Source organism: Alkalibaculum sporogenes, from assembly GCF_009362815.1.
Classification (GTDB): Bacteria; Bacillota; Clostridia; order Eubacteriales; family Alkalibacteraceae; genus Alkalibaculum_A; species Alkalibaculum_A sporogenes.
In genome coordinates, this window is sequence record NZ_WHNX01000001.1 from 24,955 (window position 1) to 49,116 (window position 24,162).

Genomic DNA, 24,162 nt, shown 5'->3' on the forward strand with positions numbered 1-24,162 from the left:
TAGACCATACTTATTGCGGGGAAAAGCTTGCGGACGCTCGACTAAAAGAAAACAAACGTAAAACTAACATTTTTATTGATATAGTATAAACGATGATTTATATACAGAGGTGGTATTAATGAAAATATTGCTTGTTGAAGATGAAGAAATCATTTATTAGTGACTGAACATATTAAACATTGTGATAGTTGCCGTAATCTTTATGAGTCACTGGAAACAGAGACGCCCGTAATGAATGAAGAAAGTATTATATCTAAAATAAAAAAGCAGTTATTTATCATCGCAATGGGGATTGTAGTAATTGGTATTATGCTAGGGATTGCGTTATCAGATACTATGGGAATGTTCTATAACATTTTAATTATGCCTACAATTGGAGCAATAGGATATTTTGCTTTAAATAAGAAAGCATATCACATACCTATCGCATTATTTGTGTTTTCATATGTAGGGCTTTTTATAAAGTATATTTTCCAAGGAATATTTGAGGAAGGCTTTATAATTTCAATGTTTGTCATGCCTGTATACTGGTCGGGTATCTACGCAGGGCTTTGTACAGTTGGAGTAATTATAGCTTTATTATTAAAAATCGCTTTTGGAAAAGAGGTAAAAAATGAAAGTTAAGAAAATACTTGCAGGACTAATAGCATTGATACTTATAGGTTTGATCTTAATTAATGCAAACGCATTTGTAGGAAATCCTATTTCAAAAATTCTTGTTAATCAAGCCGCTCAAAAGTATGTGGAAGATAATTACTCTAATTTGGATCTCGAACTAGAAAAAGCAAGTTACAATTTTAAGGATGGAAACTATTATGTATATGCTAAATCAAAAACAAGCATAGACACACATTTTTCAATTAATTTTACAGGAATGGGTAAATTTATTTACGATAATTATAAAACCGATGTGATTGAAAAGTTTAACACATGGGAAAGAGTAAATACTTTATATCATGATTTAGTAGATACTGTGGTAAAAAATTATTCTAACAACAATATTGCTTATGGTGAGATATTCGACAAAAGCGATGGTTTCCAGGAACTCGAAATCGATAAAGATTACGATATTAAAAAAATGGCAAGAGAAAACGGACATATAGTGATTTATCTTACAAGTGATAAATTAAATGAAGAAATTTTAACTCAAAAACTACTTGAAGTAAAAAAGTTATTCGATCAAAAAGAGATTCCTTTCTATTCCATTGATCTCATTTTAGAAGCTCCATTTTCTGAGGACGAAAATAGAGAAAAAACTGTAAATATAAGAAATTTTTTATACAAAGATATCCATGAGGATGGATTGCAAGAAAGAGTAAATGAAAATGTCAATAAGACAATAGAGCATTATAATGAAATGGATAAAGATAAAGAAAAGGAAATTGAATAAAGTTTCACTTTATTAACAGTCTTACACTTGATTATTTTTATCAATTTTATATTATATAGTAATAATAGAATCTACAAACTAATAAATCAGATTTTACTATTAACAATTAATGATTGAGAATAGTTGTTATCACTGAAGGAATTTGTCGGAGGAAAATTGAACCTAATGTTACAAGGTTAAAATGAAATTAGTAAAACTTATCTCTGGCAGAGGAAAAGATATTACATATGAAATTATTAATGGTAGTTATAAAATCAAATGGGGAGAGATTAGATTTATTGTAGAACATGCTGAAATTAAAGAACTACTATATTCCTTTTTTGCTGATCCATATAAGTGGTACTCATTAGGAGCTTCTTTAGACAAACCGATGAGGAACTAAACCTATTGAATTACGAAAAAAATAACATTAACTATGGTTAACACCAAATAGTAAATATTAAGACGACAGGACTTATTATTTAAAATTCTATACAAAAAGTCCCGTCAGGATGCTAAAAACACTTGGGACGCTTTTGTTTTATAGATCTCCTTATATGTATTTTAAAATTTCATTAGGATAATGTACTATGTTTTGAGGGGAGTGTACTAATAATTCGGCATGAGATCGAAATCCCCAAGTAACCGTTATGGAAGTCATACCTGCATTTTTAGCTGTTAAGATATCTACTTCTGAATCTCCTATATATAGACAATCTTTGGGATCAAACCTTGCAAGTTTTGCTAGTGTAAGAGCACCAAGTGGATTCGGTTTTTTATAAAAACCCGAATTAGAACCAATTACTTTAATAAAATCCCAATATTTTAAGTACTTCGCAACAATCATATCAGTGACATCTTGGTTTTTGTTAGTATTTATAGCCAAGATCAATCCTAAATGTGTGAGTTTGTTTAATAATTCTTCTATACCAGAATATAAAACCATTCCTTCTGAATAATGCTCTCGATATATATTACACATAAAATCATAATACTCATTTACTGAACCATCGTCTTTGTGTGTTTCTGGTAAGGCTTTATATACAAGCCTTTTTATCCCTTCACCTACAAATTTTTTATACTCCAAAGTAGGAAAAGTACCAAATCCACTGGTATCTAGGACATGATTCATAGAAAAAGCAATCCCTTCTAAGGAATCTACCAAAGTACCATCTAAATCAAAAATAATCATTTTAATAGTAATATTATCACTACCTTTCTTTTGATGTATAAGTATTATAACATACAGTTGTACTAGGGAGTGAGGTATGTAAGGTGATACTTTTTATTCGACCTTCTACACCCCCGTTTGAGTTTCTCCCCTTGTTCTTTGTGTAGTGGTATAGTATACTTGTATAAACTTAAAATGTGAGGAACGATATTATGGCTCGACATAAAGCGGGAGTAGAAACAAAAGAAAAAATTTATAATACTGCAGAGATTTTATTTTATGAAAATGGATATGTAGATACAAAGGTAACAGACATCATTGATCGATCAAGAACAAATAAAGGTAGCTTTTATCATCACTTTGAAAATAAGGCAGATCTGGGTTTTAGTATATTTCTTGACTCGGTAGAAGAACATTATAGATCTTCGCAAATTTTAGAATTAGAAGATTCTCTGGTTAAATTTTCTTTAGAGATTACTATTTTTTGGTATACTTATTTTCAAGATGCAAAGTTGCGTCGGTTTTCTTCTGAATTGAATAGTAATGATATTATTTACGAACACGACCGAGTGTATGAAGTATGCCTTGAGAATACTAACAAGAAAATTGATGACAAAGAGTTTTCTCTAATTCGGGTGGCGAATGTAGCATTGTATAAGCAATTGACTATTTATTTTTATGATCAAACTCAACGCTATAATTTTATTGAGGCGAGAAATTTTTACTTGAAAAATCTTTTTGAACTTTTCGCTATTCCTCATAAACGACGGGAGTATGTATTGAAAGAATCTTTGAGATTATTCGAGACAATGGATATTGTTATTCATGGTTTTAAAGTGGTTGCAACGATTCGTGGTTGATTAAAGATGAAATTGAAACAGCAATTCAATACCCAACTTTGAAACATGGGTAATGAATTGCTGATTTTTGATTCTTATAAAATTTATATAACATAATTCAGCTGGTTTAAGATTTGGCGTAATTAATTCTGGATTGCTTGTAAAGCTCTTCCCGATACGCTTTTGTCAGGATCTCTTCATTGAACTGAGCATATACACTCAATGCGGATGGTTTGTCAGCTAGACAAAATTTATTTGCAAAATCACGTGCATACGTTCGTTGCTCTTCTTCAGATGTTGTTTTTGGATCAAATAAATCTGGCAATACTCCAATTATGATTTGATCTCCATATTCTTCATATAGCTTTTGAGTGTCATTCATAGTTTGTGGCGTCCATGCATCCCACCCCGCATCTATAATATTTCCAATTTGTTTCTCATTCATGCCACAGCTATGAAGTTCCGCGAATCTACCTTTTTCATGGATAAAATCAGTAACCTTTTTCATATATGGAACAAGGAGTTCTTTTGCTGCAGTGGGAGAAAAAAATGTGTCCTTTTGTGCACCCCAGTCATCATGAATATAAAAGACATCAATTTCTGGAAAGTGCGTTATATACTTATCAATTAATTGTATATATAAATCAGACAAATGGTCAAAAAACTCTTTTACGGCATCTTCCTGTTCTTCATCTATCATAGCTACTGCTGCATTTTCAAAATCCATGAAAGAGATCAATCTTTCGAAGAAACCAGTGAAAATCCATGTTATGACCAACTTATCTTTTTCAAAATATCCATTGTTTTTTTCTCTTTCACCTTCCCAATCCCAGGCATTGATGTCTGGCCAAACAACCTTTTCCTTCCAATCATTCATATCAGTGAAAAGTGGGTTTCCAGGTATCACCATAGAACCCCCTGCAGATTCTTCATATAACCATTGGATGCCAAACATGTCCTTACCTGCATAAAGATTGCTAACACCTGGTACGAAACTATGATCGGACACGAAGGCGCGAGATACATTATCTGGAATAAAATTTGGATTGAACATTTGAAATTCATGTCCAACACCAAGAACCACTTGCCAAATCGGTCGTTTGCGATAGGTTGCTAGAGCACCTTCTTTCCCACTTACAGGGGTACTGAAGATAGGAATAGCTTCTCCACCCATCAAGTTTGGCATCTCACCAACCACATTTAATTCCTTTTCATCAAACTTCGACACTTTCATTTTCTAAACTTCCTCCTTTTGCCATGATCGCACTTATGCTTTATAAGTTCCTTTAACTTAGGCTATTTCAATGTTCTCGATTTGAGCGAATTAGTCTATTTATTAGGTGATTGAAAAAAATAGTTCGAAAACCAGACCCTCTACCAATTCGATTCGAGTATCTTCTGAGTTCTCCCAGCTGGAATCTTCTTTTGCGCGCTCAAAGAGCTCGGATAAATCAAAATTATTTTCCTTATTCATCATATTCCTGCCTTTCTACTTATTTTTTACCGTATTCATTGGCAAACTCATACACGGCAATCAGGTTATCGATATTTGCGTCTTTCACACCCATCAACGGTCGATCCTGCATAAAGATAAACCCTCCTCCAGGAGCAAAGGTGTCAAAACATTTTTTGACATAATCAATACATTGTTGTTTTGTTCCGTATTTAAGTAGATCTGCACTTATTCCCGTTGCTAATGTAGCCCAATCTCCAATTTCCTTGTAACATTCGAAAGGATCGTCTTCTTCCAACATAATTACCATGGCGCCTCTGGGTAATTCTCTAAATCGATTCAAGGTATGAATAAATTTTCCTTCCCCTTTCACAAACATATGTACACCTGCTTCAAAAAACTCCATAAATCCTTTTTTGAGGTAATACATAAACATTTCGTCGAATTGTTTCGCGTTTAAAAAACATGCGCTGTGATAGACTGTAATTCCACAAAACAAGTCGTCTTTGCCAATATAATCAGAAGGTTTTTCCTTCATCTTTTGCATGTCGATTTCAAAAATTCTGTCGCATGCTCTTTTGACGACTTCTGGGCGCCTTCTCAAATCTAATAAAGTGTTTTTCATTCCTCTTACTTGATCAAAAAAAGTATCAAGAGGAACGCTGTAATGAGGTCCGTTGCTTGAAAGTGGGTATATGCCACGTTGGGTCAATTCAGCTGAAATTCTTTTATTTGTTTCGTATACAGGACGATATGCAACAAGTGCTTCTAAAAATGATTGATAGGCCTTTTCATAATCATGTTGGAATGCAGGAATTCTCTTGCGTAACAAAACCTCCCTCCAATAGTAGCGCGGATCCTTGATAAAATCTTCGTATTCCCATTCTTCCATAGGGATTTCATTTGTTTGTGCATGTACAATCGAGTTTCCATCAGAACCCATTAGAAAACTATCAGATCCCAAGCTTAAAAACGCATCAATCGGTTTTGTGACTCCTGTCGGTCCCCACATATAATCGATAGATATATCATCTAAAAATTTGACATATGTTTCCGTTGCTACTTTTGGATTATCTCTTACCTGATCATAACGTGTATTAGAGTATGTATAAGGCCACATAGCTACTTCAATACCTACAGGTACCTTGTCTGGTTCCTTAAAAGACAATGCATCTTTTAAGTTTTGCTTGTTGACGGATAATTTATCATCCATTCGTTCCAAAACATCACCTCCGAATTAATATACTAAAGTATAGACCCGAGTCTAATTAGAATATAGCACTTATTTTACTAAATGTCAACGACAGATCCCATTCGATTTTATTAAAATATTTTATAATATGTCTATTTTATAATATGCCTATTGACATATTACTAATAAAGGAATATATTAGACTTAAGTTTAGACCAGAGTCTAATATGATTCAAGGGGGATCGTCATGTTAACGAAAAGAGAAAATTTACTAGAAACACTTCGTGGTGGCAAACCAGACCGTTTTGTAAAGCAGTATGAATTTTTAAACTTGATCATGGAAGCGGCATTTGCTATGGAAGGAATACCATTGCAACCAGGGGAAAAACCTTCTCAAGATCTTTGGGGAGTCACATGGAATTTTCCAAAAGGACAAATTGGTGGATTTCCCATGCATGATTTCGAGCACAAGGTCATTAAAGACATCGCTCAATGGGAGAAACATTTAAAGAAACCTACTGTGCCTACGTCTGAAGAAAAATGGGCGCCTGCAATTGCCCATGCCAAATCCATTGATCGTGAAAATGAGTTTGTTGCTGCGGTTTATGCTCCAGGTATCTTTGAAATGACACATCACTTGATGGGGATGGAAGATGCATTAATGGCATATTATGAGGAGCCGGAAGCAATGCACCAACTATTAGATGTGATTACTACATTTGAATTAGAAAATGCAGAAATCATCGTAGACAAACTGATGCCAGACGCATTATTTCACCACGACGATTGGGGTAGTCAAATTTCGTCTTTCATGTCACCAGAAATGTTTAATGAGTTTCTTGTTCCACGATATAAAAAGATTTATGAGTTCTATAAGTCAAGTGGCGTGGAAATTATTGTTCACCATAGTGATTCCTATGGGGCTAATCTTGTACCCTATATGATTGATATGGGAATCGATATTTGGCAAGGTACTATGAAGACAAACAATATTCCGGAGTTAATTCATAACTATGGTTCGAAAATTTCTTTTATGGGTGGATTACATAGCGGTGAGCTGGATTTTCCAAATTGGACACCAACTATTATTGCCAATGAAGTGGAGAAGGCTTGTAAATCTAATGGAAAAGAACACTATATTCCATGTATTACTCATGGAGGACCAATGAGCCATTTTCCTGGAGTATATGAAGAAATAGACAAGCAAATTGATCGAATGAGCAGAGAAATGTTTTAAGCATGCCTGTGATAGTGAAATAGAATATACTAGAACCAAATAATCTATATAAATTGTATCAGAAGAATTAACAGCTACTGATTATGAATAAGTAGGCTAAAACAATATTAACAATATAATTTATTAAAGAAAGGATGAATTATTATGAATAAGAGCAAATTTCAAATCAAGTCAGGTATTATGGCTGCCGCTATGCTTCTAATGACATCAAACATCATCAATGCACTTTTTGGAACGATCTCTACGTGGGAACTATTTTCTGGTATTGCTCCCAATGTCCTCATTATGGTATTAACATTACCTTTTATGGTAAACGTGGTTTTCTCGATGCTTGCTGGGCCCATAGCAAAGATTATTTCTAAAAAAATCACAATATTAACTGGCATCGCAATTATATTATTAGCCGGCATTGTTGCTTTATTCTTCGGCAAAGAAAACTTTAGCTATTTATTGGCTGCCAGTGCATTGTTTGGTGTCGGACAAGGTCTCTTGTCAACACTTACCATGGCGCTTCCTGCAGATTATTTTGAAGGACAGGAACGTGCGTCGTTGATGGGCCTTCAGTCTTCTTTCGTAAACTTCGGTGGTATGTTTCTCGCGTTTATCGGAGCGTTACTCTCAGGAATTGATTGGATCTATGCATATTTGGTCGCATTTGCTACGGTTCCGATCTTCATTGTGGTTTTGACAAATCTTCCGAGTAAAGAACCGGTTAAAGAAGTTGCAAATGCTGCTACAGATACTGAGATGCCTCAGGGAAAAGGAAAATTTAGTCCATTTGTCATCACCGTTTTGATCATAGATATCATCTATGGAGTATTCATGTTCACTTTTTCGGCGAATTTTTCTTTGTTTATGACTACATATGGACTTGGTACTATAACTACAGCTGGCCTCGTTCAGACTTCCATGTCTGGTCTGGGAGGTATAGCTGGTATCTTGTACGGTAGAATGTTCAAAGGTATGAAATCTCAATTGGCTACGTTTTCTTTTGTAATCACGGCGATTGGCATGATCCAGATGGTAATCTTCGGTGGTATTGCGAATGTATTTATTGCAGCAATCCTAGGCGGTTTTGGATTGACATGCGCAATCCCGACATTTTTCTACAATGTCTCAAACAATGTTTCTCCGAGTATGACTACAATTGCGCTCGGTATCTTGAACGGTGTTGGAGCTTTCGCGATCTTCTTGTCTCCGAATATCGTTAATGGTGTAACATCGATTTTCATGTCTGAACCGACGATAGAAGGAAAATTGATTGTCTCATCTATAGCTTTACTGGCGTTGGCGGTCGTATCGTTCTTTGTATTTAGTAAGAGCGACAAAAAAGCTGCTGTATAACAATAGAAAAACGATATTGAATAATTGATCTTTCTTGAAAAGTGTTAATTCAGATTAACAAATATTGAATGAAATTGAGCTATTGGGTATTTGATTCTCCAGTAGCTCTTTTTAGGTTTGCCCACTTGCTTTCTATTAAATTCACATTTCTGTATCTAGACATAATATCCACATCTATATGTAGTAAGTTATACTAATAATATGACATACTTAAACTGTTTTGTATTATTATAGGGGCATTTTGTTTACTTTCACACATCCTGCTGTCCTAAGTATTTGAAATTGCCGATAATCAATTATTATCACTTAATAAACAAGTAATGTAACCGATTTATTATGTATAAAGAAATCATTTATACACAAACAACTTTTAGAAATTTAGATACGAGTTTTATATTTTTATATTAAAGACACAATGTACGAAACTAAAGAAATTAGAATAAAGGTTTTATGATATTTTAAAGTTGTTAAGTTTGACGTAACTATAATAGATGCATGAGGAAAAGGGGAGACAAAATGCTCAATATTATAGAAAAATATAAAATACTAGAAACAATATATTGTTCATCTAGTAGAAGTGTATATAAAGCTTTTAATCTTGAATCAAAAGAAAATGTTATTATTAAAACAATAGATAGTGAGTTATATGATTTTATTAGCCATTCCAAACTTAAAAATGAATACAGGTTAATACATAAACTACAGGGCGAATATGTAATTAAGGCTTATGAACTGTTATATTTTGATTCTCAGTATTACTTAGTAAGTGAAGATTTTGGAGCAGTTTCTTTGTTGCAGTATTGTCAAACCACTAAACTAAATATGAAAGAGTTTTTAGAAATCGCTATAAAAACAGCAAAATGTCTTGAATATCTTCATAAAAACGGAGTTGTTCATAGAGATATTAACCCGACAAATATTGTGTATAATCCTGAAAAAAAAATATTGAAGCTTATTGATTTCGATATTTCTTCTGAGTTTTCCTTTGAGGAAATGCAACCATTGAATCCAAACAAACTGGAAGGTACATTGGCATATATTTCTCCTGAACAGACGGGAAGGATGAACCGTTTAATTGATTATAGGACAGATTTTTATTCTTTTGGTGTAACCTTATATCAACTGATTTGTGGCAGGCTACCTTTTATATCGCACGACCCTGCTGAACTTGTTCATTTTCAGATGGCAGGAATACCTATTACTGCTAATGAAGTTGATCCCCTAATTCCGAAAGCAGTGTCTGGAATCATCTCAAAACTTATGGAAAAAATGCCTGATGAAAGATATAGAAGTGCTACAGGAATAATTTTTGATTTGCAAGAATGCCTAAAACAGCTCAAGAAAAATGAAATAATAGAAAAATTTGAGCTAGGGCTTGGCGATACCCATGATAAATTTGAAATCATAAAAAAAATATATGGGAGAGATAAGGAAATAAGAAAACTGCTAACTTCATTTCAAAATGTAAAAAAAGGAAAAGTCGAAAGTTTTGTTATAGGTGGCTATTCGGGGATCGGTAAGACCTCACTTGTAAGGGAAATCCAGAAGTTCGTAATTAAAGAGCAGGGTATGTTTCTATGGGGCAAATACGACCAATATAATAAAAACGCGCCATATTCAGCTTATTTTCAAGCTATTGAACAATTCTGTAGATATATTCTATCTGAACCTGAAACAGTAATGAATTATTGGAAAAAAAGAATACTGGATATAATGGGATCCAGTAGCAAGCTAATTACGGAAGATGTTCCGCTACTCGAACTGATTATTGGAGAACAACCAATAATCAAGTCAACTTCCATTATCGAAGAACAGACCATGTTCAAACTCGCCTTAAAAAACTGGATTGTTGCTGTCGCATCACAGAAAAATCCCTTAGTATTGTTTATGGATGATTTGCAGTGGGCGGATATGGCTTCTCTAGAGTTGTTTATAAACATACATCTGGATCCAGATATAAATAGCTTTTTATTTATCGGTACCTATCGGAACAACGAGGTGGATATATCCCACCCTCTTATGAGAAGCATTGAGAAAATCAATCGGAATAACGGCAGTGTTGAGGTTATTCAACTGGAAAGTCTTGATTTAGGATCAATTAAACAGATGATCGCTAGTATTGTGAGTCACCCAGAAAAAGAAATTACGGGGCTTGCCCAAGCTGTTTATGAGAAGACTTCTGGAAATCCATTTTATACCATCGAGTTTCTTAAACAATGTAATGAAGATAAATTGTTTTATTATGATCAGGATGAAATGAGATGGAAGTGGAATGGAGATGAAATAAAAAAGAGTAGAGCCTCGGAAAACGTGGCTGATTATCTCATTGGAAAAATTGAACTACTACCTTTATCTGTGAAAAAGTTGATTACAACAGCAGCCTGTATAGGGAATCATTTTGATATCAAGGTATTATCGGCGTTATCTGGAAAAGATATGCCAAGCATCATAGAAGAGCTAAAACCAACTATCAATGAAGATATGATATACGTTTCTAGCAAAGAAAATGGTGAACTGCAATTTAAATTCTGTCATGACAAGTTTCAACAAGCAGGGTATCAGATTCTAACAGAATGTGTTCGAAAAGAAAACCACATAAGAATAGCCAGATACTATGAAACTGTCGAAGGATATGAAGGATCAGACTACCTTTATGTTATTGCAGAGCATTATTCAAAGGGAATAGATTGCCTAAAAAAATCTCAAGAAATGGAAAGAGCAATTGAAATATTTTTTAAGGCAGCCCGTAAAGCAATTTTCTCATCTGCGTTTGCAACTGCTAAGGAGTATTTGGAGCTAATACTCGAGATTATTCCTCAAACCATTAATAAAGAAAGATCATTTTTACTGCGGGTAAACATTGAATATCATTTAGTGCTTTTTAGTTTGGCATTATTCGACGAATTGGACAAAATTCATATTGTTATTGAAGAACTTGTAAAGGAACCTTTGGAATTGGTAGATTCGTGCTGTTTACAACTGGTAAGTCTCTCCAATCGGGGACGATTCGAGGAAGCTTTTTTCATGGGAACATCTCTTCTTGAAAGACTGGGAATAGAATATCCAAAAGTTGAATTACTAAAGACTGTTCAATTAGAAATTGAAAAGTATTATGAACATGTAAGAAAAGGCAGTATTGAAAGACTGGAAGAAAAGGAAAATTTAAGTGATAAAAAAGACATAGCCGTTGCTAAAATCTTAAATAGGATAGCAGCAGCAGGTTTGTTTTTCAATCCTTTGGCTTCGTTTTGGGCTACTTTGGTAAATACTAACCGGATGATGGAAAGAGGTATTACACCAATGTCTTTGGGAGGGTCGGCTGCTCTGATCTTGGCATTAATCAATCTTCGAAATAATTATGATCAAGGATATAAGCTTGCTAAGACAACAATTAGCATCGCAAAAACCAGAGGTTTTACTAATGAATTATATAGAATTTATCACACATATGGCCTGTTTACGTGTCATTGGTATGAACCTTTGGAAAATGGTGTTTTCTATGCTCATGAAGCTTATAAAGGTAACCTGAAAAATGGTGAGTTTGAATTTTCTTGTTTCAGCTTTTTTACTTCTCAGGTGGCTATTTTAGAATCCTGCAATTCTATTTCAGAGATGCAGGATGAAGTAGCGGTAGCTTTATCATTTGCAAAAAAGATGAATAATTTATTTTCCTTGGAATCATTTGTGGTTTTTAATCAACTGGTAAAAGCGTTACAAGGAGAAACCTTAACATATGGAAGCTTTGATGATGAAGTTTTTAATGAAGAAAAACATGTAAAAGAAATTCAACACAATGCTATGGCAGTATGTTATTACTGTATATACGGAACACTAGTAGCAGTTTTGTTCGGTAATTTTAGTAAGGCTTACACACTTGCTGAAAAGGTAATTCCATATATTGCACATATGAGTGGATTTTATACTGTTGCACTACATAATTTTTTATATTCCCTTGCTATTTGTAAAACCATTGATAAAATCGAATGTTCACAGGAGATAGATCGATTACTAAACGTATTAAGAGAAAATCAGGAATGGTTATATCAGAGGGCAAAGGATGCTCCTTTTAATTTTCAACACTTTTATGATCTTATAGATGCTGAAATGAAGATAGTTGAAGGGAAGTATGATGAAGCCTTCAGATTATATGAAAAAGCTATACTAGGTGCAAAAGAAAATAAAAGGCCGTATCACTATGCCTTGGCTTGTGAACTTGCAGGGGTTCAGTATCTGAGATTAGGAATTGAAAGGATTGGACGTTTTTATTTAAAAGAGTCTTATTCGGGTTTTTTATCATGGGAGGCGACAGGCAAAACGAAACAAATGGAAGAAAGATACATTGATATTATATTTAATGCAATAGACAGTTTGAAGCTAGGACAGTATTCTTCAAACAGAAGAAGTTTGACCAATGCTGCTGATTTTGATCTAAACGCCGTAATTAAGGCTACTCAAGCTATTTCAGGAGTTATAGAAAGAAATAGACTGCTGGAAATACTTATGAAAATTATTCTTGAAAATTCGGGAAGTAATAAAGGGTACATTTTTTTAAAGGACGATATTAGATGGATTTTATCTGCGTTTGTGATTGTAAAAGGTGTAGCAGAAAGTATTTTTGTAGAGAAAGAGGTTGATTTTGGAAGTGCTGATACAAACAAATTACTTCCTTTATCAGTGATTAGTTACGTGATTAGGACAAAAGAACCGTTGATTATTGGTAATGTTAATAAAAGTCAGTTTTCATCAGACAATTTTTATTTGGAAAATGATGATGCTTTATCTTTTATGTGTTTTCCCATCTTATCTCAAAATTTATTAAAAGGAATTATCTATCTTGAAAATCACGTATTAACAGAAGCTTTTACGAAAGAACGAATTCAGGTACTGAATATATTTGCTTCACAGGCAGCTATTTCATTGGAAAACTCTATGCTTTATTCTGAACTTGAAAAAAAAGTAACAGAAAGAACTAAGCAATTAAATGATACTTATCAAAAATATGCCGACCTAGTGAACAATTTATCTGTAGGCGTGTCTAGACGATCAGATTGCATAAATGGGGTTTATTTGGAAGCTAATCCTGCTCTTGTGAAAATGTTTGAAGCAAAGTCTAAAGATGAATTTATTAAACAACCCATAAGCAAGTATTATCTAAATTATGAAGGAATAAAGCAGCTCAATGATAAAATACTTCAAGAGGGATTAATTGAAGATGAAGAGTTAGAAATGATCACCTTGAAAGGAAAAGTATTTTGGGCTTCACATACTGCCATTAGAAAAAAAGATAATGATGGTCAAATTTATATTGATGGCATAATTACAGATATTACTCAAAGAAAACATGGGGAAGAAGAACTGCGTGAATTAGCATTGGTTGATGAATTAACTGGATTATATAATCGACGTGGTTTTATTACTCTAGCTACACAGCAAATAAAAACTGCAGATCGTTTAGATCAGAAATTAATTTTGATGTATGCAGATATGGATAAGATGAAATGGATAAATGATACATTTGGACATCTTGAAGGAGATCGTGCGTTGATTGACTTTGCTGGAATATTAATAAATACATTTCGAAGTGCTGATATCATTTGCCGAATTGGTGGTGACGAGTTTATAGGATTAGCTTTAGATACTGAGGGAACTGTTGAAACAACTTTAGTTGCGCGGTTGTCGGAAAACTTAAAAGAATACAATTTACAGAGTTCTAGACTGTATGAGTTATCTACTAGTATTGGCGTAGCTAAGTATGATAATAATAACCCTTGTACTCTTGATGAACTATTAAAAAGAGGTGATAATCTTATGTATGAAGAAAAGAGAAAAAAGAGGATTCAACGAGAAAAATAGGACTAATTCCCAAACTTTTATAATCCCGCATTAGAAGGCACTAAGATACCCGTCGTAGGTTGTGGGCTTCTAGCTTCTTTCAGTTGCTACAAACCTCATCAACCCTGACCGGGGCGATACCATTCAATTTATCTCCTTGCAGTCTAGATAAATTGGGTATTGCTCCACTTCAATATTTCAAGATGAAAAAAGATAAGTGGGGGTTAAGTGCCTGTAAAAGTCGCGACACTCGCCAAATGAAAGTAAGGTATTTAACTGCTCCGTTATTAAGGTACTAGCGGAAACATATTGTCGCTTGGCTCGTTGTTATGCGAAAACTAATATTCAGTATGGGATGAAGAAAACCTGTACTGAATAAAGTTTCACTTTATTTCTTCAAGGGGAAATGTTACCTGCCAGTTTCCTTCTGTAAACAATCCACTGGTAACAAAGGTTCCATAAAATGAATATTGTTTAATTTCTGATTGGGGAATGTCAAATACAAATTCATTATAATCAATTCTATTATCCTTATCAAAATTCTCTGCAAAACCGACACTATAATCATATTCAATTTGATTCCCATTCTTATCTCTTAAGAAAAAATATCCATGATTATCCTTAGTCAAATTATTTACAACAGATGTTTGTATATGAAGCATATCATTTACATATCCAATGCCTGTTAAATCAATACCTTTTATTGGGAAATCCATTGGAGGAGTGGGGACAAGAACTTCAGCACTGTTATCGTACTTTGTAAAATGTTTTTCATATTTGACACCACTTCCGCCAACCGTTGAAACTTGCTTTGTCGATGGACTGCTATTAATATTTGCTGAACTTATCCCAATTGGTATTTCATTATATTCATGCTTACTACTAATAAATTCTCTAGCTGAAAAGGTTATTTTATCACCAATAATATTTCTGTTACCCCACTCTGTTATAGATATCAGGAAGGTTGCTGTTCTTGTTGATTCTTCATAGTAAATAAGCTGACATGTTGCAGAACTGTCAAATGGACGATTAATTGAGTAGCTGTCATTAAGGTCTGTGGTTTCATCAATACGTTCTCCTATAAGATCTTGCATTGTAATATAAACTTCAACTATATTGTCATGGACATACGAAGATACTACCTCCATTTTAATACCATTATCTTCATGAGATTTTTGCACAGGCATAAAAAACTGTGTAGCAGTTGGAGAAACAAAATACATAAGTTCATAAATAGCAGGTACATTGGCAGCAAGTACAGGTGTTATAGTTATAGCACTTACAATAAGCATTGTGAAAATAATAATAGGATTTGGGAAAATTTTTGTCCTTTTCATTGTGCCACTTTCACTTTTATTTACTGAGTAAATTATTTTATCTACAAGTTTTTGGTCGGGAAAAATTTGTTCGTTCATACTACGATATTTTTCTTCAAACATAATAATCCTCCTTTAAAATTTCTTTTAGCTTATACCTTGCACGTGTAAGTTGGGTTCTGACAGTGGATGGTTTTTGTTTTAGTGCTTTACTAATTTCTTCTATGCTCAAATCCTCATAGTAAAACAACTGTATTACTGTTCTATACTTCATAGGTAGTTTTTGAAGCTCATAGTGAAGATTAGTTTCTTCCTCGGTTTCGAAAACAATGGTTTCATTTAATGGCACTATTTTCTTTCTCCAAGGTAATGCCCACATTTTCTTGCAACTGTTGATAGTAACGCGAATAAGCCAAGCTTTTCTATGTTCCTCTGTCTTAAACTGCGGTTTTTTCCTTAGATATATTAAAAAGACTTCTTGGTAGATATCATCAGCATCACTTTTATTTCTTGTATGTGAAAAAGCCAATCTATAAACCATATCAGAAAAAGTTTTTACAACAGTAACTTCAGAATAATAATTCAACTGTTTCATAAGCAGAGCCTCCTTTCACTATGAATACCTTTTAGCACCCCAAAAAGCTACAAAATTATAAAATATATAAAAATGCCGCCATTTGGCGGCTTGAAAATCAAATAATTCTTATTGCACAGTATTCTACTATTACGACGCATTATAAGAATATTGTGTCTAAAGTAAATATAGGCATGAACCTAAGAAAACAAATTCCTTATTTCCTAATCTTTGATAGCCAAATATTAGTTTAGGCAACTCAATATATTTACTTGCTTCAAGTGCATATTAAATCAACTTACATATTCTTTTATTACGTATATAGGCTACAAACATTGTATTATTTTGTATTAATATACTCTCAGGATAAGAAAATATTCCTTTGAAATTCTGAGTCAAAAAGCATATGAAAGTAGGCATTTGTGACGGCAGGATGTGTTGCAAAGAGGTACAAGTAGAACGTAAATTAGACTTTGACACTCTATCTTGATTATAATCAAACTTCCTAATAAAATCAAATGCAAAATGCAAGATATTGTCGCAGTTTTCAGAAAATTTCAGATCTATTAGAAATAATATACTATGAATGCTCATAAGATAAGTTTATATGAAGAAAAAAATTAGATATATTAATTCATGATGCTGCTTATTTTAATCATAGTGAGAAGAATTACCAGTTAAGCAGTGATGGTATAGAATTAACATTTGCAACTGAATAAAGTTTCACTTTATTATGAGATAAATTATATAACAATCAATATGTTATTGTAATTTGTAAGAGTTTATATAATAATGAGTTTAAAGATATTAAAAGTTGAGAAATGTAGTTTTTATATGAAGGAGACTGAATAATATGATGAAAATTGAAACCGACAGGCTGATACTTCGCCCACTTGGAACACAAGATTTTGAGGCGTTTTACAGCTATAGTTCTGTGTCAGAAAATATGACATATATGATTTTTGGTCCGTATACTCCAGAAAGTGCAAGAGGTTTTCTTGAAATATGCGAGAAATGGTGGAAAGACCAACCACCTAAAATCTATGAATTTGCCGTTATGCTCAAGGAAAGTGACAAAATGATAGGTAACTGCGGCTTATATCTAGATGGAGAGAGTCGCAACACAGGTATGCTCGGTTGGTGTACCCATAGAGATTATTGGAACCATGGTTATGCCACTGAGTTTGTGGAGGCACTGTTGAAATTTGGATTTGAGGAGCTAAAACTTCACCGTATTCATGCCGAATGTAATGCCGATAACATTGCAAGTGCGAGAGTCATGGAGCATGTAGGCATGCGTCGGGAGGGTCATTTTATCAAAAACCGGTTTGATAGGGTTGGTGACCAGAAAATGTGGTACAGTGAGTTTTTCTACGGCATTCTAAGGGATGAGTATCTTGGATTGTAAGATTACTGAAAAAGACATTACCCCTCCTTTGTAGTATACAAGTTTTATACTGTCTACTACAAAGGTAGCATATAACAAAAAAAGTCCTTAGTTCTAATGATTGACTAAGGATTATTCTGGTACATAAAGTTCTTTAAAGTTCTTGATATTATCTAGATAACAAACTTTGCGATGCTATTTTCCATTTCATTAGAAAAATTTGCTACTTTTTCAATCTGTTTTGTTGATTCTTGGATTGTTGATCTTTGATGCTCTACTGATGCTGACGCTTCTTGTGTAGCTGCTGCGTTTTCTTGAGCAACTGCTGCTAAATTGTTAGTTACTTGTATTATTTTTTCTTTATTAGTATCCATATTTTCTCCTAGTAAGTTTAAATCAGAAATCAGATTCTTCATATCATCTAAAGCGGTCACTATTCCGTCGAATTCAGCGTTTGTAGCTTTCAGGCTTGAAGATTGATCATCAATAACATGAATGACATTACTCATTTTTTCTACTGCAATATCAGCTCTTTGTGATAGTTCGTCAATAACTACTACAATATCTTCGCTAAACTGATTGGATTGTTCTGCTAATGTACGTATTTCTTCTGCTACAACTGCAAAACCTTTTCCAGCATCACCAGCTCTTGCAGCTTCAATAGCTGCATTCAGTGCTAAAAGATTTGTTTGAGATGCAATATTACGAATCATCTCACTAGCCTTCTTTATTTTTTCTGCACTCATGTTTGTATCCAATATGATTTGATTTGCCTCTTTAGTAAAATTAATACTTTGAGAAAATTGTTCATTCAATGAATTTAAAACTTTAATACCATTATGGTTATGAATGTCGACTTTTTCAGTTTGAACATTCAATGTATTAAGTAGTTTTCTATTTTTATTAATTAGCTCACCAATACTCTTTGCATATTCAGCACCACTTTGAGTTTCTGTTACTTGTTCATTTGCTCCTAGTGCAATAGATTCAATTGTGGTAGAAATTTCATTAGACATTTCAAAGCTCAACGAGCTCATTTTATCAAGGTTTTGAGATAAGTTTTTAAGTTCATGGGAAGTATTAGATGATGATTTCATTTCATCTTGCATAGTTTGGATGAAAATATTGATGTGTTTTACTAGGTTACCGATTTCATCATTTGATTCAACTTCTATGCGTTTACTTAAATCTAAATTCGACACAATATGGGATATACTAAGAACGGATTGATTTAAGGGTCTCAACACCATGAATTCTAATAAGATTAGGACTATGAAGGAGACTACTAATAAATTAATCAATGTGGAAATATATAGTGATATATTACTTGGAATAAACTCTAAATGATTTACCAAACCTCCTACGAAAAGAGATATGGTAGGACCTATTAAAAGTGCAATAATCACACTTATTAATACTTTGGGTTTAATACCTAATTTGATTTTATTTACAAAATTAAAGCTTTTCTTTTTCGTACTTTTACTATTCATAGTCATAATACCTCCTCGAATAAATTAATGTTCTTATAATATCGGTTAATACTATTTATTCTTAAGCACTAATACAGAAAAATAAAGAAGCCTTTTTAGTGGTTTGTATTAAAGATATATCTACAGATTACGCCACTAGAGGGATATCATATATAAATACCTCCCCAAGATAATTCGAGAGTATTACACCTATAACAGTAATAGCAAAACTCATTACTATAGAGAAATAAAGTTCATAGATAATGTAGTCAATAATATTTATAGTATCGGACCTTATTTGATGGGATTAATTGATTGTGAAAGTAGGTATAACAACAAAGTGCTAATTTGGTATTATATATATCATATCATGAGGAAATTGATGATATGATATATGGACACACCAGAGGATATGGAAAATAATAAAAATAGTTGTAACATAATGCTTGATTCTGACACTAATACTATGAAAGGGGGATTTTATGTTTGCAATAATAGCTGTTTATGAACAATATAAGCAAGATGTTTTTGTATATCTTGTGAGTATTACTCATAATACAACCCTCTCACAAGATTTAGTGTCAGAGACATTTCACAGTGCAATAAAATCATTATCTAGCTTTGAGGGAAAATCTGATATAAAAACATGGCTATTTTCAATAGCTAGGTATAAGTGGTATGAATATCTAAGAAAAGAAAAGCCAACTATTTCCTTAGATGATTTGACTAAATACTACATATGTGATGAATGTGAACCAGATGAAATTGTTGCACAAAACGAAGTGGCAAGGCGAATCTCACAACTCCTCTTAAGAGAAGATACAAGAACAAGAGATATTGTTCTGAGGCGGATAGAAGGATATTCTTTCTATGAGATAGCAAAGAAATGGGGCATTTCTGAGGGTTCTGCAAGAGTGATTGATTTTCGTACAAAAAAGAAACTGAAAGAAATGCTTACAAGGGAGGGGTTTGAGTATGAGTGAAATTTCTTGCGATGTTTGTATAGATTTGATACCGCTTGTAAAAGACAATGCTGCAAGTGAGGGCAGTCATTTATTAGTGACTGAACATATTAAACATTGTGATAGTTGCCGTAATCTTTATGAGTCACTGGAAACAGAGACGCCCGTAATGAATGAAGAAAGTATTATATCTAAAATAAAAAAGCAGTTATTTATCATCGCAATGGGGATTGTAGTAATTGGTATTATGCTAGGGATTGCGTTATCAGATACTATGGGAATGTTCTATAACATTTTAATTATGCCTACAATTGGAGCAATAGGATATTTTGCTTTAAATAAGAAAGCATATCACATACCTATCGCATTATTTGTGTTTTCATATGTAGGGCTTTTTATAAAGTATATTTTCCAAGGAATATTTGAGGAAGGCTTTATAATTTCAATGTTTGTCATGCCTGTATACTGGTCGGGTATCTACGCAGGGCTTTGTACAGTTGGAGTAATTATAGCTTTATTATTAAAAATCGCTTTTGGAAAAGAGGTAAAAAATGAAAGTTAAGAAAATACTTGCAGGACTAATAGCATTGATACTTATAGGTTTGATCTTAATTAATGCAAACGCATTTGTAGGAAATCCTATTTCAAAAATTCTTGTTAATCAAGCCGCTCAAAAGTATGTGGAAGATAATTACTCTAATTTGGATCTCGAACTAGAAAAAGCAAGTTACAATTTTAAGGATGGAAACTATTATGTATATGCTAAATCAAAAACAAGCATAGACACACATTTTTCAATTAATTTTACAGGAATGGGTAAATTTATTTACGATAATTATAAAACCGATGTGATTGAAAAGTTTAACACATGGGAAAGAGTAAATACTTTATATCATGATTTAGTAGATACTGTGGTAAAAAATTATTCTAACAACAATATTGCTTATGGTGAGATATTCGACAAAAGCGATGGTTTCCAGGAACTCGAACTCGATAAAGATTACGATATTAAAAAAATGGCAAGAGAAAAAGGACATATAGTGATTTATCTTACAAGTGATAAATTAAATGAAGAAATTTTAACTCAAAAACTACTTGAAGTAAAAAAGTTGTTTGATCAAAAAGAGATTCCATTCTATTCCATAGATTTCACTTTAGAAGCACCATTTTCAGAGGACGAAAAGAGAAGAGAAAGCATAAATATAATAAATTTTTTATACCAAGATATCCATGAGGATGGATTGCAAGAAAGAGTAAATGAAAATATCAATAAGACAATAGAGTATTATGAAGAAATGGATAAAGAAAATGAAAATGAATTGTAAATAATTTTGTGTCCTAGAATAAAAAATAACTTTCAATCAGGACATTAGATATGAGAAAATCAAGAACATTTTGCCACGAAGGTCAAATACGCCATTAGTGGCTTCAGTAGTATTGACCAAGTTTAATGCCACAAGCAATAAGATACATCCTATGATTCCAATACGTCTAATGTTTTTCATGTTTCACTCCAGCATCTATTTGATAAGGTCAAAAATTTTATATTTGTTATCCAATTTTATTGTATCATAAATGAACTCTTGACTGTAGTATTTATATACTAAGATAAGAACTATTTAAGGCTGAGGAAAGTCATGAGTGCGAGTACGTTAGCCAAAATACTTTGCGAATAAGGGTTATATGATCTGATTTGATTGCCTTAAGATTAAGCAGTATATTATTGATGAGAGGATACAAAATTTGACCTATGCGCATACTGTTTAATGGATAAACATGTTCGTTTTCTTCGGGAGAACTGATAGAAGAATATTTTTTTTATGATTAAGACACATCTCAAGCATTTTTAAGTGTGATTTCATACATCCTGCCGTCCCAAGCTTTTTTGAAGGTAGGTTTTTACTCTGTTTTGCAAAAACCTACTTTCCAGTTATCACACCCTCCACGTTTCTGTTTTTAAAGCGGAAATCGGAGGCTTTGATTCTATATCAAAAACCGCCGATTGGCTTATTTATGCAATTTAGCGCAAAACTACCTCTCTGCCAAAACTGCGGTTTTATTATTTGCCACAGGGCAGATTAGCAATTATTTTTAAAATCTAAAACAACTTAAAGTCGTTTATATTTATATAGTTTATTACAAACTCTGTAACAAAACACATTCGTAAGAATTGCAACAACAATCACGCAAATCAAAAGAGGACTATTCATTAAATAGTTATACAAAAGGGCCATAAGGGCCATATATGGGAAAATTACAAGCGCACCAATAATATCCGCTTTTTGAGTTTCAAACATATAGAATATTAAGAATTCTATTGGTATAAAAACAGCAACCAACAATAGTCCATAAGGAAGAATATGCGTTTGAATAACTGCAAACATTTCAGGTTTTATGGCATTTGTTATGATAGAAAACAAAATCAAGAGAGGGGTAGAAATTAAACAGAAAAGATAGATAATTATGCCCCTTGCTCCTATAATTGTTGTAGACGTAACAGGTAGTATACTAAAAAGCAACTTAGTCTTATACTTTGCGTCATTGAACGCAAAATTTCGCAAAAGTAAATAGGATAGCATCAACAGCCCCACAGCATAAATGATGATATTGGCTAAGTCATTGTTTACGTTGATTTGATTAAAAAACATCGGGTATAATGCAATACAAAGAAGCTGTAGCCAAACAATTTGGCTTAATGCTGAAATTTGCATTTTTGTAAAGTTTATAAAGTTTATGCGCATTATTTAAACCTCCTTGTATAGTAGAGCAGTATGTCCTCTATAGAGGGGACTTCATAAACTGTTTTGTCCGGCAGTACGTTTTTGAGTGCTGCTTTGTTATCTGTCAGTCCTTCAAAACCGTAAGAGGATTTGTTTATACCAACAAAGTAATTTTTGTAATCTGGCAATAATACCGCAGTATCGCCCTTTACAATGGCGTGCTGATCTTTTATTTCATCCTTTTGACCTTTTAGGATAATTTTACCGTCATATATGAAATACAAATAGTCAGCTATTTTGTCAAGGTCAGAAGTTATATGTGTTGACATCAAAACAGTTCTATTGCCCTCAAACACAATGTCTTTAAGTATTTCTATCAGTTCACTTCTCACCAACGGATCAAGGCCAGATGTAGGCTCGTCCAAAATAAAAAGGTCAGCGCCATGTGAAAGAGAAAGCACAAGCGCGTATTTCATTCTCATGCCTCTGGACAAATCTTTAATCTTCTTACTCTCCGGTAATTCAAATTTTTTTATGTAGAAATTATACGCATTATCGTCCCATGTAGGGTACATGGGAGCAATCAGATTTTTCATTTTTCTTAGGGTCAAATCTTCATAAAAATGACCGTCATCAAGAACAATTCCTAGCTTTGATTTTATTTCTAAATCACTGTTAATACTATCCATCCCTAGAACTGTTATTTTTCCATCATCCGGTTTGATAATGTTCAATATGCTTTTAATGGTTGTCGTTTTTCCTGCGCCGTTAGGCCCTATGAAGCCGGTAAGCGTCCCCTTTTCCAACGACATATTTATATCCCGCAAACTGAATTCCCCATAGCTTTTACATAGATTGCAAATTTCCAAAACCATATCCAATCTTATTCCTCCTCGCCTAGTTCATCTATAATTTTTTTTAAATCCTCGCGTGAAATTCCAACAGGTTTTGCATACTCAATAATATCTGTAAGCTTTTTTTCAATTTCCACCAATCTGGTTTCCCTTAAAAGCTCCATATCTTGCGGTGCAACAAAAGAACCTTTCCCCATCATATTAATAGTAAATCCTTGTACTTCCAGACCCTCATATGCTTTTCTCGTAGTAATAACGCTAACGTTCAAATCTCTTGCCAAGCCCCTAACAGACGGTAAAACATCTCCTTCTTTTAATTCACCGGACAGAATAGCGGATTTAATTTGGTTCATAATCTGCTCGTATATAGGCACTTCTGCAGAATTTACAATAATTATATTCAATATCATATCACCTCCGGAATCGAATAGTGTGCATGCACT

Annotated in this window: 21 protein-coding genes; 11 read left to right on the forward strand and 10 right to left on the reverse strand. The window is 33.2% G+C overall.

What is annotated here, in order from left to right; all coding sequences use genetic code 11:
* Positions 1-231 precede the first annotated feature (231 nt).
* The 3 genes from GC105_RS00145 to GC105_RS00155 all read left to right on the forward strand — a co-directional run bounded on the left by GC105_RS00145 (position 232) and on the right by GC105_RS00155 (position 1,772).
* On the forward strand, positions 232-624 hold the full coding sequence (locus GC105_RS00145) for a zf-HC2 domain-containing protein (RefSeq protein WP_152800517.1): 393 nt from the start codon (positions 232-234) through the stop codon (positions 622-624).
* Positions 614-1,390 (forward strand): YfjL-like protein, encoded by a 777-nt coding sequence (locus tag GC105_RS00150; protein WP_152800518.1) that lies wholly within the window; start codon positions 614-616, stop codon positions 1,388-1,390. Before GC105_RS00145 ends, GC105_RS00150 begins: the two co-directional genes overlap by 11 nt.
* A gap of 181 nt (positions 1,391-1,571) precedes the next feature.
* Positions 1,572-1,772 carry a hypothetical protein gene (locus GC105_RS00155; RefSeq protein WP_152800519.1) on the forward strand — a complete coding sequence of 67 codons (201 nt, stop codon included), beginning with the start codon at positions 1,572-1,574 and terminating at the stop codon, positions 1,770-1,772.
* A gap of 150 nt (positions 1,773-1,922) precedes the next feature.
* Here the strand turns inward: GC105_RS00155 and GC105_RS00160 are convergent, their stop codons facing one another.
* A complete protein-coding gene (locus tag GC105_RS00160) occupies positions 1,923-2,561 on the reverse strand; it encodes an HAD family hydrolase (RefSeq protein WP_152800520.1) in 639 nt (212 codons plus the stop codon).
* Positions 2,562-2,752: 191 nt separating this feature from the next.
* On the opposite strand from GC105_RS00160, the gene GC105_RS00165 reads away from it, so the two are divergent.
* Positions 2,753-3,400 (forward strand): TetR/AcrR family transcriptional regulator, encoded by a 648-nt coding sequence (locus tag GC105_RS00165; protein WP_152800521.1) that lies wholly within the window; start codon positions 2,753-2,755, stop codon positions 3,398-3,400.
* A gap of 106 nt (positions 3,401-3,506) precedes the next feature.
* Here the strand turns inward: GC105_RS00165 and GC105_RS00170 are convergent, their stop codons facing one another.
* A complete protein-coding gene (locus GC105_RS00170) occupies positions 3,507-4,613 on the reverse strand; it encodes a uroporphyrinogen decarboxylase family protein (protein WP_152800522.1) in 1,107 nt (368 codons plus the stop codon).
* Positions 4,614-4,872: 259 nt separating this feature from the next.
* The gene (locus tag GC105_RS00175; RefSeq protein ID WP_152800801.1) at positions 4,873-6,045 is read right to left on the reverse strand and encodes a uroporphyrinogen decarboxylase/cobalamine-independent methonine synthase family protein; all 1,173 of its coding nucleotides are present in this window, start codon (positions 6,043-6,045) and stop codon (positions 4,873-4,875) included.
* Positions 6,046-6,271: 226 nt separating this feature from the next.
* Between GC105_RS00175 and GC105_RS00180 the strand changes: the two genes are divergently transcribed.
* The 3 genes from GC105_RS00180 (at position 6,272) to GC105_RS00190 (ending at position 14,458) form a co-directional block, all read left to right on the forward strand.
* Positions 6,272-7,261, forward strand: coding sequence for a uroporphyrinogen decarboxylase family protein (locus tag GC105_RS00180; protein WP_152800523.1), 990 nt, complete (start codon positions 6,272-6,274; stop codon positions 7,259-7,261).
* A gap of 144 nt (positions 7,262-7,405) precedes the next feature.
* Positions 7,406-8,605, forward strand: a complete 1,200-nt coding sequence (locus tag GC105_RS00185) for an MFS transporter (protein WP_152800524.1) — start codon at positions 7,406-7,408, stop codon at positions 8,603-8,605.
* A 516-nt stretch (positions 8,606-9,121) separates the two neighbouring features.
* A complete protein-coding gene (locus tag GC105_RS00190; RefSeq protein WP_193708203.1) occupies positions 9,122-14,458 on the forward strand; it encodes a protein kinase domain-containing protein in 5,337 nt (1,778 codons plus the stop codon).
* A gap of 362 nt (positions 14,459-14,820) precedes the next feature.
* On the opposite strand, the gene GC105_RS00195 is transcribed toward GC105_RS00190, so the two are convergent.
* Complete coding sequence (locus GC105_RS00195; RefSeq protein WP_152800526.1) at positions 14,821-15,876, reverse strand: DUF4179 domain-containing protein; 1,056 nt, start codon at positions 15,874-15,876, stop codon at positions 14,821-14,823.
* On the reverse strand, positions 15,869-16,348 hold the full coding sequence (locus tag GC105_RS00200; RefSeq protein WP_152800527.1) for an RNA polymerase sigma factor: 480 nt from the start codon (positions 16,346-16,348) through the stop codon (positions 15,869-15,871). The genes GC105_RS00195 and GC105_RS00200 overlap by 8 nt, the downstream gene beginning before the upstream one ends.
* Positions 16,349-17,180: 832 nt before the next feature.
* Here GC105_RS00200 and GC105_RS00210 point away from each other — a divergent pair.
* Positions 17,181-17,735 (forward strand): GNAT family N-acetyltransferase, encoded by a 555-nt coding sequence (locus GC105_RS00210; protein ID WP_152800528.1) that lies wholly within the window; start codon positions 17,181-17,183, stop codon positions 17,733-17,735.
* Positions 17,736-17,887: 152 nt separating this feature from the next.
* Here GC105_RS00210 and GC105_RS00215 read toward each other — a convergent pair whose 3' ends face one another.
* Complete coding sequence (locus GC105_RS00215; protein WP_193708204.1) at positions 17,888-19,204, reverse strand: methyl-accepting chemotaxis protein; 1,317 nt, start codon at positions 19,202-19,204, stop codon at positions 17,888-17,890.
* 461 nt (positions 19,205-19,665) lie between these two features.
* Here GC105_RS00215 and GC105_RS00220 point away from each other — a divergent pair, with 461 nt between their 5' ends.
* The 3 genes from GC105_RS00220 to GC105_RS00230 are packed head-to-tail and all read left to right on the forward strand — an operon-like array spanning position 19,666 to position 21,470.
* Complete coding sequence (locus tag GC105_RS00220) at positions 19,666-20,166, forward strand: RNA polymerase sigma factor (RefSeq protein ID WP_152800530.1); 501 nt, start codon at positions 19,666-19,668, stop codon at positions 20,164-20,166.
* The gene (locus GC105_RS00225) at positions 20,159-20,707 is read left to right on the forward strand and encodes a zf-HC2 domain-containing protein (RefSeq protein WP_152800531.1); all 549 of its coding nucleotides are present in this window, start codon (positions 20,159-20,161) and stop codon (positions 20,705-20,707) included. Before GC105_RS00220 ends, GC105_RS00225 begins: the two co-directional genes overlap by 8 nt.
* Positions 20,697-21,470 carry a YfjL-like protein gene (locus GC105_RS00230; RefSeq protein ID WP_152800532.1) on the forward strand — a complete coding sequence of 258 codons (774 nt, stop codon included), beginning with the start codon at positions 20,697-20,699 and terminating at the stop codon, positions 21,468-21,470. The genes GC105_RS00225 and GC105_RS00230 overlap by 11 nt, the downstream gene beginning before the upstream one ends.
* Before the next feature lie 36 nt (positions 21,471-21,506).
* Here the strand turns inward: GC105_RS00230 and GC105_RS16705 are convergent, their stop codons facing one another.
* The 4 genes from GC105_RS16705 to GC105_RS00245 all read right to left on the reverse strand — a co-directional run bounded on the left by GC105_RS16705 (position 21,507) and on the right by GC105_RS00245 (position 24,123).
* Positions 21,507-21,650, reverse strand: coding sequence for a hypothetical protein (locus GC105_RS16705; RefSeq protein ID WP_193708205.1), 144 nt, complete (start codon positions 21,648-21,650; stop codon positions 21,507-21,509).
* Between the two features lie 603 nt (positions 21,651-22,253).
* Positions 22,254-22,886: an ABC-2 transporter permease gene (locus tag GC105_RS00235; protein WP_246169627.1), complete on the reverse strand. Its 633-nt coding sequence runs from the start codon at positions 22,884-22,886 to the stop codon at positions 22,254-22,256.
* Positions 22,886-23,740, reverse strand: coding sequence for an ABC transporter ATP-binding protein (locus GC105_RS00240; protein ID WP_343029915.1), 855 nt, complete (start codon positions 23,738-23,740; stop codon positions 22,886-22,888). The genes GC105_RS00235 and GC105_RS00240 overlap by 1 nt, the downstream gene beginning before the upstream one ends.
* 8 nt (positions 23,741-23,748) lie before the next feature.
* Positions 23,749-24,123: a GntR family transcriptional regulator gene (locus GC105_RS00245; protein WP_193708206.1), complete on the reverse strand. Its 375-nt coding sequence runs from the start codon at positions 24,121-24,123 to the stop codon at positions 23,749-23,751.
* Positions 24,124-24,162: the final 39 nt, after the last annotated feature.

Coding starts and splice junctions, on each gene's coding strand:
- GC105_RS00145 (WP_152800517.1), top strand. CDS start 232: ATGAATGAAGAAAGTATTATATCTAAAATAAAAAAGCAGTTATTTATC.
- GC105_RS00150 (WP_152800518.1), top strand. CDS start 614: ATGAAAGTTAAGAAAATACTTGCAGGACTAATAGCATTGATACTTATA.
- GC105_RS00155 (WP_152800519.1), top strand. CDS start 1,572: ATGAAATTAGTAAAACTTATCTCTGGCAGAGGAAAAGATATTACATAT.
- GC105_RS00160 (WP_152800520.1), bottom strand. CDS start 2,561: ATGATTATTTTTGATTTAGATGGTACTTTGGTAGATTCCTTAGAAGGG.
- GC105_RS00165 (WP_152800521.1), top strand. CDS start 2,753: ATGGCTCGACATAAAGCGGGAGTAGAAACAAAAGAAAAAATTTATAAT.
- GC105_RS00170 (WP_152800522.1), bottom strand. CDS start 4,613: ATGAAAGTGTCGAAGTTTGATGAAAAGGAATTAAATGTGGTTGGTGAG.
- GC105_RS00175 (WP_152800801.1), bottom strand. CDS start 6,045: ATGGATGATAAATTATCCGTCAACAAGCAAAACTTAAAAGATGCATTG.
- GC105_RS00180 (WP_152800523.1), top strand. CDS start 6,272: ATGTTAACGAAAAGAGAAAATTTACTAGAAACACTTCGTGGTGGCAAA.
- GC105_RS00185 (WP_152800524.1), top strand. CDS start 7,406: ATGAATAAGAGCAAATTTCAAATCAAGTCAGGTATTATGGCTGCCGCT.
- GC105_RS00190 (WP_193708203.1), top strand. CDS start 9,122: ATGCTCAATATTATAGAAAAATATAAAATACTAGAAACAATATATTGT.
- GC105_RS00195 (WP_152800526.1), bottom strand. CDS start 15,876: ATGTTTGAAGAAAAATATCGTAGTATGAACGAACAAATTTTTCCCGAC.
- GC105_RS00200 (WP_152800527.1), bottom strand. CDS start 16,348: ATGAAACAGTTGAATTATTATTCTGAAGTTACTGTTGTAAAAACTTTT.
- GC105_RS00210 (WP_152800528.1), top strand. CDS start 17,181: ATGATGAAAATTGAAACCGACAGGCTGATACTTCGCCCACTTGGAACA.
- GC105_RS00215 (WP_193708204.1), bottom strand. CDS start 19,204: ATGAATAGTAAAAGTACGAAAAAGAAAAGCTTTAATTTTGTAAATAAA.
- GC105_RS00220 (WP_152800530.1), top strand. CDS start 19,666: ATGTTTGCAATAATAGCTGTTTATGAACAATATAAGCAAGATGTTTTT.
- GC105_RS00225 (WP_152800531.1), top strand. CDS start 20,159: ATGAGTGAAATTTCTTGCGATGTTTGTATAGATTTGATACCGCTTGTA.
- GC105_RS00230 (WP_152800532.1), top strand. CDS start 20,697: ATGAAAGTTAAGAAAATACTTGCAGGACTAATAGCATTGATACTTATA.
- GC105_RS16705 (WP_193708205.1), bottom strand. CDS start 21,650: ATGAAAAACATTAGACGTATTGGAATCATAGGATGTATCTTATTGCTT.
- GC105_RS00235 (WP_246169627.1), bottom strand. CDS start 22,886: ATGCGCATAAACTTTATAAACTTTACAAAAATGCAAATTTCAGCATTA.
- GC105_RS00240 (WP_343029915.1), bottom strand. CDS start 23,740: ATGGTTTTGGAAATTTGCAATCTATGTAAAAGCTATGGGGAATTCAGT.